A 19015-nucleotide genomic window follows, 5' to 3' on the forward strand; every position below is an offset into this window, starting at 1 on the left:
TTCGTTTCTCTCTGATTGGCTCCCTATCACAACGGTAACGATATCATGATCCAAGGTTGCTTGATGTTGCGGATACAGATAAGCGAACCTCACCAATGCGCTTTGAGCGGCTGCGACGGGCATATTTAGCCCCTGTAAGTCAATGATTACGAGCGGCAGGTCTTCCGATGCGGTGGCTTCATTTATTCCCATAACACTACCACTCAAGCACATAGTTATCGCAACCGCCCGGCCTGTCCTCGTCCCTTCCGAAACGGTTGGTAACGGCGCAGCCAGTCCCATCGCTTACATCCGTTCGCAGCACTTGAATTCCCTCACCTTCCAAGAACGAGACAATCTCCGCATCCGGCAGAGTAACCGTCTGATACTTCTTCGGCCCTCCAGAAATCAGCGCAATCTCGGGCGACACATGGCGCACAAACTCAGCCCGCGAGGATGTCTTGCTACCATGGTGGCCAACCTGAAGGATATCCACGTCGATGAGCGACGGGTAATGCTCCACAAGATGCTTTTCCACATCGCCGAGTGCCGCAGACGGCAACTCGCGCGGGCCTGACTCTGCGTCACCGACCAGAAGCAGCGACTTTGATCCAAGATCCATGCGGATCACAATTGAGTTCTCATTGAAGTCACCACCTGCATGACCGTTGGCGTGGAGAATGGTGAAGCTGGCCGTGTCATCAAGCTTGATGACATCACCCTCTGCAAATTGCCGCCAAGTGTGGCCGGAGAGGTCATGGTTTTTCCGGACCTTGATCTGAGGCGGCTGGGGTGGCGCAACGGCGGTGTTGTAAGCAAGCCCCTGCTCTGCAGCGACCCGCTCGATAATACGGTCATAAAACACGGTGTCGTTGATGGCACCACTGTCCCACATGTTCGCGACCGCATAGCAGTCGAATACGTCGTCCATCAGTGAACCATGGTCGTCATGGGGATGTGACAAAACCATATGATCGATGCCGCGCTCCGGGAGGTCTGCCACCGGCCAGGGATCACTGTCTGGCACGCATTTCTTTGCACCAGAAGGCCCCAGTGCCGCGTAGAGGTAGGCTATAACCCGACTTTTGCTGCGACCACTCGATTGGTTGCCAGACTTATCGTCGGCAGACCCTGCGTCATAGAGCAGATTCCAGTCGTGGCCTTGAACGAGCACCGATAGCCCGGTTCCAACGTCAATCAAATGCAAACGGTAGTGCCCCGTATCTGGCGGCGTTGCCGATAAATCGGATGCGCTCGATACTTGCCTAACTTGAATGGCTTGAGCATGAACTAGTGATTGGCATGCCGACAGGCTCAGTGCCAGCGCCAAGCCACGGACAATATTCCGCAAACCATGAGAGTTCATCGTTAGCCCCCTTCTCCCTCTAAGGCGGCATAGTAGCAAAACTCTCTTTAATCGCGAACTAGAAATAGTTTGGGTGACATGAAGGGTTTGGACGTCACGTGCTCAGAACATGCTGGGCTGTAAGGTGTCGTAGCGCGACATGGGCGGCGCGACCGCGCGAACAGCAAAGTTGTCGCCGTCATAGGGCCGCATCAAGGCAATCACCTCTTCCATGTCACGTTTGGGATCAAGCCACACATCATAATCTTCTGGCCTGACGATCACCGGCATGCGGTCATGAATGGGCGCCGCAATGGCATTGGGTTCCGTGGTGATCATGGTGCAGGAAATCAAGCCTCTCGGCCAATCCGGCGTGCCCCACTCCCACAGGCCCGCGACCGAGAATATCCACTGGTCAGTGAGCGTGAACAGATGGGGTTTGCCGTTCTTGAACTCATAATAGCCATTGACCGGCATCAGACAGCGCCGCCCTTCCTTGAACGGGGCAAGATAGGCTGATCCCTTATGTGAGCTAAGCGAAGGTGGCAGGTTCTGCCACCAGCGATACTGCTCAATCAGATTGTCCGCACGGGCATTGAACATTTTATAGCGGCTCTTGAGCTCAGTCGCGAAACTGGGCACCAAACACCAGCGCGCTGTGGTGATGCGGCGCTCCCCGTCCCGGAGCGCCACAATGGGCACAGGATCGCCCGGGTTCATATCGCCCGGTCGCCAGTCTGGGTGGCTCCTCATCACAAATAAGAACATATCAAGAACAACAAAATGAATCTATACAGTTATTACGATATAAGTAACCTTTCGATGCTACTAACAACAAAGGTTAGCTGCGGCGTTGGATTTCGGGTGCCATTTGAGCAGCGACCACCGTACAAATTTAAGCAGGTCTCAGATGAAGCGCATACTCGATTAAGACGCCGGTCCTCTGTCACAGGCTAGTACTGCGCGAATATCCAGTGGTCATCGGGGATGAAGTTTGTTTCTTAACCGGAGTTGCCTCACTTGATTTTAAATTTGGAAAGAAGGTGTGCCGGAAAAAGGTTCTCCGAAATAATATGAACCGTTGGCGCGAGGTTCTCTCTCGGAAATAAAGATATGCCTGCGAACACCACTTCATACAGTGCTGGTGGTCAGCTGTGGCAAGTGCTCAGCCAGTTCGGAGTGTCTAAGGTAAAAGCGCGCAAGCTGCAGTGCGTCTGGCCCTGCGCGATGTACTGTGCTTTGCCGCAGTACCTTCGCCCACTCCCTTAATGCACGGTTCATGTCCGAAAATAGATTGGCAAAATGTCGGGCGGAAAGTTCTTGATCGGTCGCTCCGGCCGCATCCGCTAAGCGCCGGTACCAGAACCCATCGTAAGCGGGAGCGTCACAAAAGAGAGTGTCTACTCCGGTTAAGTCACTTTGAAATTCTTGCCACACTGCATCAGCGGTCCGGCCTTCATGCACAAGCATGGCCAATGTAATGCCATGAAGCTCTTCCGAAGCTGAAGACCAGTCAGTCAGGTCCCATGTTGGTGCCGGCTTTATCAAGCGAGACTTTGAGAGATATTCACCTCCACTTTCGACAACTGCCCACCCTAGTTCAATAGGCCAGCTATGACGAGACAGACTGGAGGCCTCAAAATCTATGAAAACCAGCCGCCCCTCAGTAGACGTTAACGGTCCTTTGCGCACTAATTATCGCCCACGCCACAGGTCCATTCATAGACCGAGTTGTCAGTCCGAAATCGGACGTAATTTCCACGATCCTCGATTATTTCCACCACAGGGGTGGTTATCCAATAATCTTGGACCTGATAGGTCCGCGCATTTTGAGCGCCCACAAGAACACAAAATCCGAGTTCTGGTCGCCCGTGCTTAGAAAGAGTAGAGCCATCGGGACCGCGTTTCAGCAATTTCGACACAGCGCCAATATCGCCTGCCCCATCTGCAACCCGCCTAAGTGTATATGTCATAGCGTTCGAACCACTCAATGGGTGCTTGGTCGCGACGGTGCCTTGTAGTGCTGAATGTGACGCGTGGCTTCGCGAAACACACGCAATGTTGGCGCTTTTCCAACGCAACTCAAACCCAGCTCAGCGCTTACCTCCACGAATGCGGCAAGGATGCAATTCGCCTGCGAGGTTCCGTTTTTGACAAGTGCTGTTTCAATCAAAACCCGGAGTGCGTCCTTGATTGCATTAGCGGTTTGTCGCTGGTCGGTGGCCATATCGTATCGTGTCATAAGGTAAGAATATTCGAAAATCGAATACAACGCAATATCGATTAGTAGGTGTGGGAAAGGAGCCAATGCCCAATGTCCCGCACCAAGACGTTACGCTCGCCTGCTCAGATGGAGTTGCAAAAGCTCCTGAAGGCGGCTCGTGTTCAAGCAGGGCTATCTCAGCTAAGCGTTGCGGAAGGAATGGGGTGGAGGCAAGCTGACATCTCGAAGGTTGAAGCAGGGGAACGCCGACTTGATGTTGTTGAGTTTGTGCGCATGGCCAGAGTAGTCGGCTTTAACCCAGATAAAATACTTCGTATGATCGATGCGGTTCTCGACTAGGTGAATTCAACCTATCATGGTGGTTAATTATTGCACCCTTATGCCGCATGTCTCGATTTGGAGTAGTCGGTGTGGAGGCGTCAGGCCGCTCCCAGTAAAAAGCGGGCTGAAGGCCATGTGATCGGTCGCCGGGCGAGTTCTGCTCTGTTCCCGATGTCCTGTTTCAAATGGGTAAAAGTGCATTTGCCGCTAGTTAATATGCCTGTCCATATAGGCGCACATCAATCCGAAGAGCACGATCGGCGCTGTCACCACCAAGCTCGAAGCCCAGTCCCCTCCGGTAGCATCTATTACGACATTTAATTTGGTAATACCGTGATCGACGTCAAAGCGCACGAACTTGTCGGTCCCAATAAAAACAATAGTCGCACAAAGTGCAGTGTTGAATGAGCGCCGATACGCATACGCGGGGTTGTGAAACAACACAATGATAAAGGTTAGCAATCCCGCAGTAATTGACCCAAGTACTCTTGCCTCGAGTGACCAATCTATCGGCATCAGCCACCCAGCTAGGACGCCGCTCAATAGGCCTATAACTAGCCCCCCCGCTAGCCACTGCCAGGAATTATTTGCCTCAGCAGTAGCCTTGGCTGCAAGTTGCTCTCGTTGTCGGCTAAAACGTTCCTCATTGAGGCGTTTACAGAAGCCGTCGTACTGATCTAGCAACTGTTTGAATTTTGCGCCAGGGACGCGAAGCACGGTTAATTCCGCCGACCTGACGAAGACATCTGCGGTCCGAGGGTGACCAGAGTCCATTGCAGCCATCTCACCAACTTGGTTAGGAGAAGAGCGTATGGTGATGCGCTTAGACTTTACGAACACATCGACCTCACCAGCGATCAAGAAATATACGTCTGTATCGTGGTGCCCTTGAGAAATAAGCTTTTCGCCCTTCTGAAAATGGGCCAGTTCTCCAATTTTTATCAGCTGATTTGCGATAGCTTCATCACCGCCAACCGCTCTATTCTTGCATAGAATTTGAAGGAGCTGCTCGGCGCCATGGTCTCGATCGAACATGCCCTCATGAGTTCTGGATGTTGCGAATCCGAATTTTCGAGCTAGCCTCTGCGCCCAATACATTTCTCAATTTCCTCGATATTCTCAATCGTTAGCATGTAGCTGCTTTCGTTTCTCATTACCTCGTCCTTCACCTTGCGAGGGTCAAATCCGAAGTTTCTCAAATAGTAAAATAGCATTGCCTGTCTAACCGAAAGGTGAAGCTGTCCACCTTCCATATTATACTCGAGTTGCAGTTGTTGTGCTTTTGCTGCGGGAAGACTAGGATCTGGACGAAGAATTACCGTGATATGAGTATTCCAAGAAGTGTCCTCGGGAAGCTCCCTGTCCAAAACTTTTGTTAATTCGACTTCCATTAGCCGAGATAGCACAAAGTCTGAATATCGCGCGTTTCCAAAGTCAAAAGCTCTTACGTGCCAACGATGGCCATCGCACCCTAGGGCGTGAGGAAAAAGCGTACGAAATTCTGTATTGTCCGAAGCCATTGAGACATAGCGGCCACGAACACCAGCTTTGTTCCTTATGGCTGTTAATATCGTCTCGAGGGTGTCTGTCCTGATTTCGCGTGATGGTATATTCACCGCTTCAAAAGTCGGAACGTCATTAATCCAGGTCTCATCAACTGAAACATGCCTTCGGCTTATCATGTCGAGATGGTGAAGGTACTCTGCTGCCGTGCCCTCGGCAAAACAGGATTCGAAGCGTTCAGTAGGAATATATGTCTTTCGCCTTGGGTCGTAGACCATGTTGTTAGGGCAAGTGTCAGCATAGGCGGTTAAATCTTTTGTGGCCTGCTGAGGCGAAATCAAAAATTTATCCTGCAGCTTTTTCCGGCCGACGCCACCTTCCCACTTCAATTGGAACTCAATAAACTCAAACCGTTGTCGGACATTCTCTCTTACATCTAGTCTGCTCATGACGCCTCCCAAATACATCCAATTAATGATATATTGACATTTTATACAATGCTACTATAAAATAGCATGATAGAAAAGAATCGGTGCGCGAATAGATGGGGGGCTTGATGCGCTAGCAAAACCAAGGAGGCCACGTTGCTTTGGCGTAAAGACGTAGCGCAAAGGCGCATTGACAAGCTGCTAAGAGAGGCACCTGCAGTAGATGTCCGGAATTTTAGGGACGACTATTTGCCTCACTACAAACTTCGCGCAGCCATGTTGCAAGCTGAGAGCAAGGCCGTCGCGCCACCACTATATAACCTTCCCAAGGGTAGCGCGGTGCTGGTTCAAACCATTCAGATTTATATCTGCATTACCAATTACGACGATTTCCGGCTAGAAAGCGGATCCGAGACCGCATCGTCTCATGACCGCGCCTTAAGATTTCTACACCTGTATTATAGTGCATGTGATCGATCTACAGAGGGCACGGATGCCCAACGCGTAGACTTTCATGGTAGCCGCATGCATGCTGTGGTTATTGATGAAAATGGGGGCAGCAACCCAGAGGAGGCGATCGCAGAAGCCTTATCCTTTGTGCTCCGTTTTCAAAAAGTGGCCGAACAAGCAAATCGTCAACTTGCGAGGAATGAATTCGACGCAAGAATTCGGGTCGGGATTGATGTTGGCCCGTGCGTTGCCATCAACAATGGTACTGGCAACGAGCAGGAGCCGTTGTTCTTGGGTAGCGCAGCCAATCATGCTGCAAAGCTGGCTGCGGGAACCGAGCCCGGGGTGTTCGTGTCTGATGCGGTACGCGCAAGGCTGAGCTTAGTGCAGTTAGGCGCCCTAGAGCATAAAAAACCCCTTAGTGATCTTGATATTTCGCGGGTACTTACTCGTCAGCAAGAACGCGACTTAAGTTTGAGGGCGCAACCTCGCAGCGGCCCATCAACTGATAATATAGTCGAGAAATGGAGAGAGGAGATCGCCAATCGCGATGTGCCAGACCCAGTGATCGCTCGCTTTGCGTTCCATTACAAAGCGCCTCCCCTGAAAAATATTGATTATGGCGAGTTGTCACCGAGCAACTCAATCCGGATGCCGCTGGCGTCGGTATTTGCGGATCTATCCGGCTATACAGCTTATATAGATAATGCGATTGCCCAAGACAGCATCGCATTGGCTGTAAAGGCGCTTTATGTAATTCGCGCAGAGTTCCAAAATGTAATTGAGCAAGACTTTGGTGGACGTAAGGTACGCTTTATTGGAGATTGCATCCATGCACTGCTTGCGGAGGGTTCCAGTACCACTACCGATGACAAGCTTAGTGTGCAACGAAGCCTAGAGTGTGCGGGTGCGCTGCGTTCTTCCTTCGAGCTTTGCCAAACATCCTTGCCCGGACTCAGCTCACTCGGCCTAGCCATTGGCCTAGAGTTCGGAGCGACACCGATCTCGCGAATAGGGATCCGAGGCTTAAGATCCGTTCGGGTGGCGTCCAGCGTCGCAACAACACGCTCGGAAAAAATGCAACGTGAGTGTGGGCATAATGATACGCGAGTTGGCCCAGCGATGAGTTTATTGATCCCAGCGTCTGTTCGGGACCTATTTGATGGTGATGGCTCGACTTCAGATCTTACATACGACGATATTGCAACTGCCATGGGTTCGTTTGGGGTGCAAATCAGTGCGCCAAGCTATATTCCATCACCTTCCCGAAATACAGGAAATGTGTCGAGAGCGCACAGCGACATTTTATGACCTCCATTTCATTTCTCCTGAATGCGGCACCGCCTTGGGTTTCTGCGCTAGAGCGAGGTGAGAAAGGACTTTCGTTTCGTGCTGCGCCGCCAAAGCCTAGTGGGGCGAGCACCCGGCAATATTCGCTGGTGATTTCAGAAACGAGTGGGGGGAAAGTGGCAGTGCGTGAAGGCGAAGGTGAGCGATTGCTTCCGAAATGCTGCCCTGAACGACACATCAATCCTGGGGGTTCATTTTGCATCTTTCTCAGCTCAACTGCTGCGATCCTGGGGCCGGAGCCAGCGGTTGATTGGTGGAAGTCCTTGGGCGATTTCCTCGTAAATCAGGATTACGCCAATAAGCACCGCAGGTGGCCCATAACTGCCCAGCTGAGCCACGGAAGCGCTGCGGAATTACAGCTGAAAATGGAGGCTATTGCTGATCGACTGGGTTGGCGCGACGAAATTCTTTCGGGAATCTTCAGGCGCCAAGGGTGGCTTGGTGGAAAGCTGCCAAAACTAAGGAAAAAAACTTCGAAGTTGGTCAACGGGCGCGCACCGTGCCCTCGGGAATGCCATCAACTGCACTCACCATTTAAGAAGCATAGTTGTGGTATCCAGAAATGCGCTGGCAATTGCTATAAGTCACATAGACACAAGCTCAGACGCGCGTGTCCTCACCGATCCGACATCGAGCAGCTAATAATACTTGAGAGCGAACGCCGCCGGCTGGATATAGAGTTTACCAAGTCACTTAGGAAAGATAATTACAGCTGTTGTGGTACCATGGCATACTGTCCGCTAGCGGACGAAGACAATGGAAGAGAAGAACGTTCCTAGAGCCATAAGCGGATATGCCTGTAAACTCGTAATAACCACTTTCAAAAACAGCATTTCAGATCATCGAAATAGCTTGAATATCGGACGGACCTCAACATGTTCCGCCTATGTTCTTTTGTCTGGCACGCACGCTTGCAATGATCCATAAAAGGTTGCAAAAATAAACAAATAAATTGTTGAGGGATTCCAGTGTCAATATTTAGCGCAGCAATCCAGCTATTCTGGGGTGGGGGGCGAGCTTTAGTCCCCTTAAGGAAGTGGCTGAGCTGGTCTTCGCAACAAGAGCAGCAGTTGGGGTCATTGGGCCTTTTTTTTAGCGTGCTTGACCGATATCCATACAAATTGACTATGTTAGTTCATATAGCAGGGGCGGCGGCATCCGTTATATATTTTGGCAAAGAGTTTAGCCTTGTTGAAAAATGTTTTTTGGGAATTCCGGCATCTATACATGACCACTTCCAGAGCATTTTTTGGGCGTGGCTAATTTTTGCACTCCTGGATTTCTTGGCGTTCATACCAGCGCTGCTACGACTGGTTTTTGGCAGTTTCGCCGTGACCCGAAATACTTATGGGTGGGCGAATGCGTCATGGCATGCGGAGTATAAAGAACATGCCACCGCAGTCATCCCGAACGACACCGATCACATAGAAGGTGTAGCGGGCAATATTATAGATGCATTAGTCACTAGTTCTAGCAACCCCAACCGCGCAATTCGTCCTGAAGGGCTGACCGATGAAGTCGCCGCAAATATTCTATTCGTCGGACACATTGTCGAAGCGAGGTTTCAGCACGAGCATCAATGGCTTAAGGAAACGGAATGGACTGCATTCTATCAAGAGCTTGGTGCCTTGGCACTAATTGATAGCGATTTGTTCTCTTCCAAGGGCATTGCTAGCCCAATCTGGCAAGATAAAAGCTACGCCTTCACCCTTGCAGAAGCGATAGGAGGCACCGAAACGCGCGGTATATCGGGTTTGTTGAGGAGAGAGGCGATTGCAACATCTATAAATGAGTCCGTTGACGAACTCAGGCGAAACTATGGTGGTTCGGCGCTGAAACTAGCGACGGGATTCTGGTGCAGTAATGGCAGGCCTAAGAAACTGGAAAGCAACTTGAAAAAGTTTCGTTGGTTCGCGGCAAAGGGCATGCGACGTCAGTTTTTAAAACTTACCGTTATTTGGAATCTACATCCTCACATGAAACGCCCAAAAGTATTTGCTATTCCTTTCAATGCAGGAATGGCGCGGTATCTATTGGACAGAAGTGTCATGCGCACAACCGCGAAATTTTTTAAGTATGAAGAGGAACAATTTCAGATTTGCTTCGATCTTTCAATGAAATCGCTGCTTGAGACAAGCCTTTCAATGCTGACGAGAAGTAATACCCCAAATGTAAAGAACTGGCGGCTTGCACGAGAAGCGGAAGCGGAAAAGCTTAAAGCAGATCCCAATTGGTACATCACCTATCGTGTTGACCAATATATCTATCATCTTGGAAAAACCCCAGACGCAAATGGTTGGCAAGTAGATCACGACAACAAGCAGATTAAGCTGTCTATCTAGGGGGGGGCCAATTGAGCGCGTTCAATCGGGTTGACTATCGGGAGCTACGAAGAGATTGGTACGCAAACGGCGACCTCATGTCTCGCTTTATTCGGCGCGCGGTTCAGGGCATGAAAGAAAACACAGATAATTTTCAGTTCATTAATTTTCCGAAGACTTGGGTGGCGCTATTTGAATATTTTGGCCTAGATTGGAAAAACTCTACTGATGTCAACACATATGTTCCATTCATCTCAGGGCTTACAGAAGAAACACTCATTTATGAAATAGAGGCCGCTAAAAGAAACGGGCAATTGAGGTTGTTGCTTGAGGCCGTCGCGTCTGTTGATGTGACAATTTCAGAGACACTTCAACGTATAGACGAAGCATCATTAGGCCCAATAAATCCAATTTCCGAAGTTAGAACTTCAGATGACGAGCCAATAATTCTTTCCAATTGGCATTCTTATCTACGCCCTGACATCCGACGATTTGAGGCGGAGGTGCCAACACTTGAGCAGCAAAACAAAAAGATTCTGCTTTTGCCGTGCGGGAAAAAACGCCCTTATCATCAATCGCCGACCTACAAGAATCTTACGGGTCGGCTCTTTGAGGCAGGGTACGACCTAGAAGATTATGATCAAGTAGTGGTCACTTCTCTCGGCTTTATTCCTAAGGAGACCTGGGAGCATTCTATTGTTATGAGGTATGATACGGGGGTCCGTGACCTATATAGAATGCTGGTTATGGGCCGTCGGCTGTTGAAAAACTGCTTTTATGAAGAGGCCCTAGATTGCTTGAGCTTTCGCCCATACAGAGACCTAGTTAGCATTCTTGGCATAGAGGGTCATTTTAAAAAAATTCAGCGTCCGAACGGGCTACGGGTAAGAACTATCCCAGTCTATCGATAAGGTCATCACCTCCAACAGCTTGTTTTCGCACAGGAATGACACCCTCCTATGTTTGAATTTTTGCATGCGCCCACCAAGCACTCAAAGGAAAAAAAACTTCAGTTGTGGCTTGGTCAAAGCGTGCGCGCCCGAGTTGTAAGCGCAGAGTTTGATGAACTCAAAGGTCAGCCTTTGATGCTGAGCCTAGGGGAGGCGGTACATAGGCCACAATACCTCCAAAAGATATTCTCGAAGCCACTAAAGCCGCAGTTTGGAGTGGATGGTCCATTGATGCTGGATTCAGGGGGCTTCACCATGATGACAAACCCCGACGGCGCTTTACCAATTCAAACTATAGCGGATGTGTACCGAGATACTGATGCAGATCTATTTATTTCCTTAGATTTTCCACCTGGATTTGACGAGACGGAGCAGGAGCGATCAGACAAATATAGACGAACTCAAGAGAATTTGGAGTTTCTTCTCCAGGAGCTTGGAACGGAGAAACTAATTCCGGTAGTGCATGGGCGAACGATTGATGAAGTGTCAGCGAATATTGATGTGATAAAAGCTAGATCTAGTTCTTGGGCTTGGGTTGGTGTGGGTGGAATAGTGCCCCTGCTCCGGCAAAAAAATGATAGCCGGCTATCTGATGGAAGACATGCCCGAGAACACGTGTCCTCAATAGTCAGACAGACTAAAGAGGCGTTTCCTGAACATAACGTTCATGCTTTTGGTGTAGGCGCACCGTCAACAATTCTATCTTTAATGGCGCTTGGTGTGAATTCCGTGGACTCTATCGGATGGCGCTCAGCTGCTAATTTTGGCACAATTTATTTGCCCGGTCGCCCCGCACGCTTTCCTACAAAGTCTGGTATAAAGACACGACACACTCGTCCTGCGCTAACCGAAGCAGAGATTGAGCTCTTGGAGAATTGCTTGTGCCCGATCTGTAAACATTGCTCATCAGTCGAGGAGCGCCTTGCGAAACTCAACTCTTCCTACGTGCCCCGCGCGGCTCACAACGCGTGGGTGGTTCTAAGCGAGGTCAGATCATTGGAAAGTGCAATAGCAAGCGGCGAGCACCATCACTTCCTCAGCTCACGGTTGCCAAGTCATTGGTTCAGTTTACTCAATCTTTGATTACTCCAACCATCAGATCGTTCGCTGTGGGTCGTTTCCGGATAAGAGAACCAGCTACTGATCTATGCATCACCGCCAGTTTTTGACAATAACATCGTACTCGCTCTGTCAAGGTAACCGCTTCGCGGCGGTCTTTGACCGACCTTGACTGCCGCTGCGTTCGCTGTTCTTCTGAAATTGGTCGGGACGGAAGGATGGTCGTTATTTGGGGTCCAACAAAAGGATGCAGAATTGAGCACCTATCATGGATAAAATGGATGACTCATGTCCTAAAACGTAAAATGCCGGAGTTCTCACGCAATGCACTGGAAGCGCTAAGGCAACCGCTTGAAAGCGGTGAGGCAGCGGTGGCACGGGTTCAGGCCCATGTTGTCTATCCGGCCCGGTTCCAGATGGTGGCCGCCATGAACCCCTGTTGATTTGTTGCCCTGTTGCCATCGTTTTCCGAGGAAAAGATGAGATCAATATCGATTTCATCTTTTCCGATGGTGATGCGGCTGCAGACCGCCTCAACAATGGATCTCTTCTCTTCGTAAGAAAGAAGAGTCCATTGCTTGTAAAGGTCTGCAGCCTCAGCGAGGATATGATCTTTCGAAAGATGATTAATTTTCAGAACGTCACATTCTGCCTGAGCGCGAGGCAGCTCATCCTCGATTTGACGCAATTGTTCCTCGTAAGGAGCAATCCTTTTTCCAAAGCCGTCTTTTGGGATTTGGCCATCTAGATAGAGGTCGTAGACTTGGTCAATTTTCTTTTGAATGTCGCGCTGCTTGGCTTCAAGCACATGCACGCGTTCTTCATGTGCCTTGAGGTTCTCGTCCACTTGCAAGAGGTAGTCGTCCAGTTCTTGCGGATGCAGCGAAAGCTCTTTGAGCTGTTCATGGAACACGGCGTCGAGGTCTTCGATCGGGATTTTGTTCCGACACAGATAGCAAACATATTTCGGAGTGTTGGACGGAACATACATTTTGTGCCCGCACGAGCAATAGGCGATACCAGTGAACAGGTGAGTGACCTTGCGGCTCATCTTCTTCTGCCGTGATGTCCGCTGCTGATCAAGAAAGCCCACACATTCATTCCACAACTCTTCTGACACAATTGGCTCAACGGGCAACCATATCCACTCTTCCTCAGGCTTTATGGACCACTGCTTGTTTGCACCAGGAGTTCTTGTGTAGTTGGCACGGCGCAAACCCTTGGCTGTCGGATCGCGTAGCAACCTATCTACTGTAGTATCGGTGAACTTGCGGCCTTTGCGTGTGCGGTATCCACGCTCGTTCAAGATACGGGCTACTGTCTTCTTGCGTTTATGCTCCTTGAAGAGTTCATAGATCAGCACTCGGACGGGGGCTTCCTCAGGGTCGGGCTCAAGTTTGCCGTCATTCCAGCGGTAGCCAAAACTTGCCTGACCACCAATGTTTTTCCCAAGTTTGGCCCGGATGGGGATTGAGGCCGCGACACGATCAGCAATCTCTTCGCGCTCCCATTGCGCCATCGCAGCAATCATTGTGTAGAAGAGGCGTCCCGCAGGGCTGGTGGTATCAATGGCCTCTTGGAGGGAAATGAGGCCCGCACCGTGCTCTTTGAAGATATCGGCGAAATCCAGCAGTTCTCTGGTGTTTCTGGCGAGACGTGCCAGTTTAGAAAAAATGAGCCCTTGGATGGCGCCAGCTTGCACATCAGCAAGCATGCGTTTCGTCTCAGGGTGGTCCATGACCGCCTTACCACTGACACCCTCTAGGTGGTATATAGAGACCACATCCCAGTCTTTGGCGTCGGCATACCCTCGGGCGCGTTTCTCATGGTGCTCAGGGCTATCGCCCTGAGCCTGCTCCTCGGTTGAAACCCTTATCCAGATGCCCACTTGTTTGCGAGCGTCGGTATCGCCAGCCTTCCGAGGCATGGCCTCCTCCTATTTCTTCTGGTGGCGTTTGATCCATTTAAGCACTTCATCTTGATACCATAGGGGGCCAAGTCTACCGGCTTTGGTGGGAATGCGGACAGCATCGGGGAAGTCGGGTTTACATACCACTCGCTGTTGGATCGTGATTTTTGATCGATTGAGATACGCGGCAATATCATCGAGAGACCACATGCGTTTGATCGTTTTCGACGCCCGCGTCTCGTGGAGGATTTCCTCCAGCAACTCAATTATACGCCGGTTCTGAACGTGCGTGGGAACATAGTCCTCGGAAAGATGCTGAAATGACATTTTCTCCCCCAACAGGAAATGTGCGAGGAGTGGATTTTAAGTTAATTTAAATAAATGGTACAGTTAAAACTATCGAATTATCCATGTTTGATGGATTTTGAACAGAATTACGTATTTTGTTCAAAATACTGATTAGAAGTCAACTTGTTTTGAGTAAGTATATGAGTGCGTACAGAGGATTTAAGCCGTTCGATGAGGCTGGGAATAGAACATACCTTACAACAAGGGAAAGAGAGGCATTCTTAGAGGCAGCGCAGAATGCTGATCCAAGTGTGATGACATTCTGCATGATCCTCGCCTACACAGGTGCACGGCCTTCAGAAGTGAGCGCATTAACGCCAAGTTGTGTAGACTTAGCGCTTCAATGCATTGTCATTAAATGCCTGAAGAAACGCAGAAAAGTTGTGTTTCGTGCCGTTCCCGTGCCCTACGAAGTATTGATGACTCTTGTTCGGGTTCATGGCATTACAGAGACTGAAAAGCGATCCGACAAGAGGTTGTGGGCATGGTCGCGCACGACGGCATGGAGCCGGGTTGCTCAGGTAATGCAGAACGCAGGATTATCGGGAATTGGTGCGACTTCACGAGGACTTCGTCATACATTCGCAGTATCCGCTGTTCAGTGCGGCGTAGCACTTAACATGGTACAAAAATGGATGGGCCATGCAGATATTGAGACCACAGCGCTCTATGCAAATGCGACAGGAGCCGAGGAATTGGAGATAGCCAAAGGAATGTGGCGGAGTTTTCCTCTGTCGTAGCTGGCTTGGCTCGGCGATTTATTCAAAGTGCTTTTTATAAATCTCTTCGCCCATTCGCCCGTATTGACTGGAATGGTAGTCTCCAAATGCAAATGCATCGATGCCATCTAGCCGCTTGCTGTAATAGCTAAGATCCCCGAGTTTATCGTTCTCCACGATGTGGCGTAGGCAGATCAATAGGCCGTTTATGAAGGTTGTCGTTAGTAGGCGGCCCTTTATATTTCTTTCCGTGACCCACTTGTCACTGGGCATGATCTTTTTGACGGCAGACAAGAATAGATTAATTTCGCTTGTACAGTGTTTGATATATTCTTCTAAAAGCTCCTTGTCCGCTCCAGATTCAAGGGTTTCTTTGGCTGGGTTCTTCCAGGCTTTGAACAGAGAATCTGAGCCGCCCAACTTGATGAGTGGTATCAGCCCATAGCTAATTATAGACGTCGTTTTGAGTTTCTGCGCGTCATAGAAATGACGCTCAAACTGATCAAACAGAGCACCTTTCTCATTCAACTTGTTCACAATCTGCTTGCCTATTGACGCAGGCGAAAATGGCGTCAATAGCAATCCAATAGCATGCTTTAGATCTGACTTGGCGTTGGTTTGATTGGAATTGATTTCCAAGAAGAGGTTTGCTTCAAACTTTGTTCGCTCAATATCTTTAATGCCTTCAGGATATATTATTCCTGTGACAAGCAGATTTTGGCGCTGTCTCAGTTTGACGATGTCTTCGTCAAAGCTCCCTCCTTCATGGTAGGAAAAAACCCGATGCTGCCCGTCGATGATCCCGATAGAATTGTATGAGTCTGGCAACTGAATTGTTACAGGTGATGTTTTGGTCAGCTTATCAACATCCATTGTATTTTTTTTGTCGTCGAGAAGTTTGGTCTCACTCGGAAGGGTAACAATGATGTTGTTGATAAAAACTCGTTTTTTCTCTTTCAGGTGTTTACGAATTGCGGAAACTTTGCCAGCGGAGATCATGCGTTGATATAGGCCGTCGCCTTCACGCCAACCATCCTTACGCAGTACATATGTACGAGATAAAAGGGCTTCGGGGTCTACGTAGAATGAGACGACCTTGAAACCTTCATCAAAGTTGGAATGCGCTTCGGGAAGGATTGATCCCGAATATGTCGAGTTCTTTTGGCCTGTGCCACCACTGCCTTTTACCGCAATATCTGTACAATCAAAGCCCAAGAAATTCAGTAGTTCGAAACGGGCAGATTTTTTGACCGCTTTAACTACACTCTGAAAATATTTCATTACGGGGTAGTCAAAATAGACTGTGTTGGGCACAGAGGTTTTATGAGCTTCATCTATCTTGTTTTTCGAGGCATAGACGATGCGGAGCTTGTATTGGGAGATGTGGTGATCATCGCCCCGGCGTTCTTTGAAGATGGGAAACTTTGTATCGAGGTACTTAATAAATCCAGTTGGATCACCAAGGATTTTATCGAAGAGAATTTTCTTCTTCAGCAGATGCGTAGAGATGTTTGCCGATTTTGTGCAGGTGTACTCTGCTAGTACGACAATGTTTTCGTAAACAAAAATGTCGTCTACGTCTCCCGTTCGACCTCCGAAAGTGAATTCCTTGTCGGCAACGGCTGGAATTCGTTGGAAACCTGAAAGCGTAAATACAGAACGTATTTCGCTGGTATGCTGTTTTCTCTCCTTTTCTTCAGGAGACAATTTTTTCTTTTTTGGTGCCTTAGCCATTTAGGTTCCAGTTATTCATTAGTCTGCAGCCATTCTTCAGGGACTTGCGCAACCTTTTCGGTCTTCTTAGGGCGACGGACAGGTTTGCCTGACGGCCTCATAGCCAACTCGCCTGCACAAAACTTGGATACTCTATCGGTGGCGATTTTCACGTATTCAGGGCTCTTATCTATCCCCACACTTGCCCGCCCATGCTTGAGAGAGGCAATAACGCTTGTGCCGGTGCCGACAAAAGGGTCCAACACAACGTCGCCTGCGTTACTGAAAGCGAGGATGCATCTTTCCGCCAGTTCTATTGGGAATTGGCAGGGATGTATTGTCTTTTCGGGGTGCAAAGATTTAACATTCGGAATATCCCAAACAGGATCGTCTTTGAAAGCCTTTTCCCCCGAAAACTCCCAATAATCAGAAGGGTTTTTGCCAAGCGGGTTTCCTGATGGCTTTCCCGCTTTATCACCTTTTTTGTCGCTGTGCCGCTTTCCTGGATATAGTTGAGGAACTCTAACGGGGTCTAGGTTGAAGGTGTATTCGTCCGATTTTGAAAACCAAAGCAATGTTTCATAGCGTCCAGAGAACCGATTAGTGGCGTTCAGGCCAAAATTGAAACGCCAGATAATTCTGTTTCTGAGCTTTAATCCACGCTTTTTGAAAAGCTGGTAGAAGAATATATCCAGTGGGAAAACCTCTCCTGCGTCGATGTAGTTTCCCACTTGCCAGCAAATAGAGCCTGTATTTTTGAGTTTTTTTACAAGCTTTTCAATTATACCGTCGAGCCACTCCAAATAGTCGTCGAGCGAGAGGCGTTCTTCACGCTCATACTCTTTACCAATGTTGTATGGTGGCGAGGTAATAACGAGATCAAAATGGTCATCTGGATAGGTCTCCAGAATCTCTTCTGCGAGCCCCTCCCTAAGGTCAAACAGACTGAAATCATTACAACTTAATGGCGCGTTCATGTTCTTCTGCATCTAATATACAACCATAATCATATAGATAATGAGTTGGTGTTTTGGCAACCATTCAATTTAAAGCGTCTTATTTTGCCACTAAAAATTGCCATCAAATCTCCGTAAGATATTGATTTATTTATGATTCTGCTATTCACCGCTTCTAGCATTGCTTGATATCACGCTTGTTTCCGGACGTGTAGAGAAATTGAAAATTCGACGTTTATGGGTGTCGCGCCAAATTTCAAGCGTTTCCAAGTAGGCTACCAACAAGCTCGCCAGTCCTCCTACAGCCTTGAACAAAATACGTAATTCTGTTCAAGGGCTAATCGCATTTCCCTTGGAACAAATTCGTGATCCAAGGGGAGGCGGACGTGAAAAGTATATTCTCGGTAGTGTGTGTCGCCGTTGTGCTGATGCATGGCTCACCGCTATGGGCTGACGCCGCGCAGGATAAAACCGAAGCCCATCTCCTCGGCCTCATCAAACAATTCTCCCTCACCGAAATCGACGAAGCCGCCTGCCTGCAAGATATCCGCAAGGAACTGAGGGGCAGTCGCGGCGATGATTGTTTCGGCCCCTTTGACCGCATCATCGGTGGCTGGAAAGAGGAAGCCGCTCGCAAGGATTGGCAAGAAGACACCGATACCGTTTCTGTAGACGTGCCGGGAGACTGGGCTTATGTGCGGATAACGCGTTTTGGCCTCAACACCGCTGACGAGTTTTATACTGCCGTCTCCGATATCGAGCAGAACCACATTGTGCTGGACCTGCGCCAGAATGGCGGCGGTCGGCTGGATCAGGCTATCAAGATGGCGCTCATGGTCGTGGACCCCGACGGTGACGCCCCCGTTTATACCGAAACCAAGCGGGATAGTGAGGCTGAGGACTTCAGCCTCATCACCAAAACATTTCATGTGCAGGAACTGGCTGAGCGTTTCTATCCCGATAAGCGGGACCGTGTTGGCAGCCTCAGAGACAAGCGTTTCGCCATCCTTATAAATGACCACACCTACTCAGCTTGTGAAATTCTGGCGGAAATCATGCGCCGCCTAAATTCCGACAACGTGTTTCTGGTCGGGAGACAAACCTTCGGTAAATGGACAGCACAGGCGTGGTTTCCGTTTGAAGACGCCGAGGGCAATAAGCGCCGCCTCGGATACACGGTGCTGCGCTATGCACCGGGTGCGGACAAAGCACCGCCAGCACATGTGATGCCAGATTTCAAACGAACCTACAGTCTTCGCCGTGACGGTGAACTCGGTGTGGCGACCGACAGGGTCTACACCTTTGCCATCCGCCAGCTTTTCCGAAAGGCGCGATGATGGTGTGCCTGAAATTTCATCCAGTTTGCTCTCTGCCCCTCCGTATGAAAAGCAAGTGGTGTGAGAGCCGCGTGTCCAGTCTTCCTTCCCAAAAGATGGCTGG

The 19015-nt window shown here is 49.4% G+C and carries 16 protein-coding genes and 1 pseudogene; 9 read left to right on the forward strand and 8 right to left on the reverse strand.

What is annotated here, in order from left to right:
* Positions 1-196 precede the first annotated feature (196 nt).
* Positions 197-1186: a ComEC/Rec2 family competence protein gene (locus tag OEU85_RS15735; protein ID WP_262692470.1), complete on the reverse strand. Its 990-nt coding sequence runs from the start codon at positions 1184-1186 to the stop codon at positions 197-199.
* Between the two features lie 261 nt (positions 1187-1447).
* Positions 1448-2044: an SOS response-associated peptidase gene (locus tag OEU85_RS15740; RefSeq protein ID WP_262692471.1), complete on the reverse strand. Its 597-nt coding sequence runs from the start codon at positions 2042-2044 to the stop codon at positions 1448-1450.
* Between the two features lie 1594 nt (positions 2045-3638).
* Here OEU85_RS15740 and OEU85_RS15745 point away from each other — a divergent pair.
* Positions 3639-3887, forward strand: coding sequence for a helix-turn-helix domain-containing protein (locus tag OEU85_RS15745; protein WP_262692472.1), 249 nt, complete (start codon positions 3639-3641; stop codon positions 3885-3887).
* Between the two features lie 189 nt (positions 3888-4076).
* Here OEU85_RS15745 and OEU85_RS15750 read toward each other — a convergent pair whose 3' ends face one another.
* Positions 4077-4904 carry a Crp/Fnr family transcriptional regulator gene (locus OEU85_RS15750; protein WP_162139649.1) on the reverse strand — a complete coding sequence of 276 codons (828 nt, stop codon included), beginning with the start codon at positions 4902-4904 and terminating at the stop codon, positions 4077-4079.
* A 41-nt stretch (positions 4905-4945) separates the two neighbouring features.
* On the reverse strand, positions 4946-5821 hold the full coding sequence (locus tag OEU85_RS15755; protein ID WP_262692473.1) for a WYL domain-containing protein: 876 nt from the start codon (positions 5819-5821) through the stop codon (positions 4946-4948).
* Between the two features lie 135 nt (positions 5822-5956).
* On the opposite strand from OEU85_RS15755, the gene OEU85_RS15760 reads away from it, so the two are divergent.
* The 6 genes and pseudogenes from OEU85_RS15760 to OEU85_RS18650 form a co-directional block, all read left to right on the forward strand.
* Positions 5957-7561: an adenylate/guanylate cyclase domain-containing protein gene (locus OEU85_RS15760; RefSeq protein ID WP_262692474.1), complete on the forward strand. Its 1605-nt coding sequence runs from the start codon at positions 5957-5959 to the stop codon at positions 7559-7561.
* A complete protein-coding gene (locus OEU85_RS18645) occupies positions 7558-8379 on the forward strand; it encodes an E2 domain-containing protein (RefSeq protein ID WP_394805425.1) in 822 nt (273 codons plus the stop codon). Before OEU85_RS15760 ends, OEU85_RS18645 begins: the two co-directional genes overlap by 4 nt.
* Positions 8380-8568: 189 nt before the next feature.
* Entirely contained in the window at positions 8569-9942 is a 1374-nt protein-coding gene (locus OEU85_RS15765; RefSeq protein WP_262692475.1) for a hypothetical protein, read from the forward strand.
* Between the two features lie 11 nt (positions 9943-9953).
* A complete protein-coding gene (locus OEU85_RS15770) occupies positions 9954-10832 on the forward strand; it encodes a DUF5591 domain-containing protein (RefSeq protein WP_262692476.1) in 879 nt (292 codons plus the stop codon).
* A gap of 48 nt (positions 10833-10880) precedes the next feature.
* The gene (locus tag OEU85_RS15775; protein WP_262692477.1) at positions 10881-11954 is read left to right on the forward strand and encodes a tRNA guanosine transglycosylase family protein; all 1074 of its coding nucleotides are present in this window, start codon (positions 10881-10883) and stop codon (positions 11952-11954) included.
* Positions 11955-12232: 278 nt separating this feature from the next.
* Positions 12233-12370 (forward strand): annotated as a pseudogene (locus tag OEU85_RS18650) (ATP-binding protein); the annotation flags it as partial.
* On the opposite strand, the gene OEU85_RS15780 reads toward OEU85_RS18650, so the two are convergent.
* Together OEU85_RS15780 and OEU85_RS15785 are read right to left on the reverse strand one after the other, a co-directional pair.
* A complete protein-coding gene (locus OEU85_RS15780; RefSeq protein WP_262692478.1) occupies positions 12328-13857 on the reverse strand; it encodes a recombinase family protein in 1530 nt (509 codons plus the stop codon). The pseudogene OEU85_RS18650 and the gene OEU85_RS15780 overlap by 43 nt on opposite strands.
* Positions 13858-13866: 9 nt before the next feature.
* Positions 13867-14166 (reverse strand): helix-turn-helix transcriptional regulator, encoded by a 300-nt coding sequence (locus tag OEU85_RS15785; protein WP_262692479.1) that lies wholly within the window; start codon positions 14164-14166, stop codon positions 13867-13869.
* Positions 14167-14327: 161 nt separating this feature from the next.
* Here OEU85_RS15785 and OEU85_RS15790 point away from each other — a divergent pair, with 161 nt between their 5' ends.
* Complete coding sequence (locus OEU85_RS15790) at positions 14328-14927, forward strand: tyrosine-type recombinase/integrase (protein WP_262692480.1); 600 nt, start codon at positions 14328-14330, stop codon at positions 14925-14927.
* 18 nt (positions 14928-14945) lie between these two features.
* Here OEU85_RS15790 and OEU85_RS15795 read toward each other — a convergent pair whose 3' ends face one another.
* Positions 14946-16640, reverse strand: a complete 1695-nt coding sequence (locus tag OEU85_RS15795; protein WP_262692481.1) for a DGQHR domain-containing protein — start codon at positions 16638-16640, stop codon at positions 14946-14948.
* An 11-nt stretch (positions 16641-16651) separates the two neighbouring features.
* Positions 16652-17608 (reverse strand): DNA-methyltransferase, encoded by a 957-nt coding sequence (locus OEU85_RS15800; RefSeq protein ID WP_262692482.1) that lies wholly within the window; start codon positions 17606-17608, stop codon positions 16652-16654.
* A gap of 353 nt (positions 17609-17961) precedes the next feature.
* Here OEU85_RS15800 and OEU85_RS15805 point away from each other — a divergent pair, with 353 nt between their 5' ends.
* Positions 17962-18912 (forward strand): S41 family peptidase, encoded by a 951-nt coding sequence (locus OEU85_RS15805; protein ID WP_262692483.1) that lies wholly within the window; start codon positions 17962-17964, stop codon positions 18910-18912.
* Positions 18913-19015 lie beyond the last annotated feature (103 nt).

This window comes from Kordiimonas aestuarii (genome assembly GCF_025574465.1).
Taxonomy (GTDB): Bacteria; Pseudomonadota; Alphaproteobacteria; order Sphingomonadales; family Kordiimonadaceae; genus Kordiimonas; species Kordiimonas aestuarii.

Coding starts and splice junctions, on each gene's coding strand:
- OEU85_RS15740 (WP_262692471.1), bottom strand. CDS start 2,044: ATGAACCCGGGCGATCCTGTGCCCATTGTGGCGCTCCGGGACGGGGAG.
- OEU85_RS15745 (WP_262692472.1), top strand. CDS start 3,639: ATGTCCCGCACCAAGACGTTACGCTCGCCTGCTCAGATGGAGTTGCAA.
- OEU85_RS15750 (WP_162139649.1), bottom strand. CDS start 4,904: ATGTTCGATCGAGACCATGGCGCCGAGCAGCTCCTTCAAATTCTATGC.
- OEU85_RS15755 (WP_262692473.1), bottom strand. CDS start 5,821: ATGAGCAGACTAGATGTAAGAGAGAATGTCCGACAACGGTTTGAGTTT.
- OEU85_RS18645 (WP_394805425.1), top strand. CDS start 7,558: ATGACCTCCATTTCATTTCTCCTGAATGCGGCACCGCCTTGGGTTTCT.
- OEU85_RS15775 (WP_262692477.1), top strand. CDS start 10,881: ATGTTTGAATTTTTGCATGCGCCCACCAAGCACTCAAAGGAAAAAAAA.
- OEU85_RS15780 (WP_262692478.1), bottom strand. CDS start 13,857: ATGCCTCGGAAGGCTGGCGATACCGACGCTCGCAAACAAGTGGGCATC.
- OEU85_RS15785 (WP_262692479.1), bottom strand. CDS start 14,166: ATGTCATTTCAGCATCTTTCCGAGGACTATGTTCCCACGCACGTTCAG.
- OEU85_RS15790 (WP_262692480.1), top strand. CDS start 14,328: ATGAGTGCGTACAGAGGATTTAAGCCGTTCGATGAGGCTGGGAATAGA.
- OEU85_RS15795 (WP_262692481.1), bottom strand. CDS start 16,640: ATGGCTAAGGCACCAAAAAAGAAAAAATTGTCTCCTGAAGAAAAGGAG.
- OEU85_RS15800 (WP_262692482.1), bottom strand. CDS start 17,608: ATGCAGAAGAACATGAACGCGCCATTAAGTTGTAATGATTTCAGTCTG.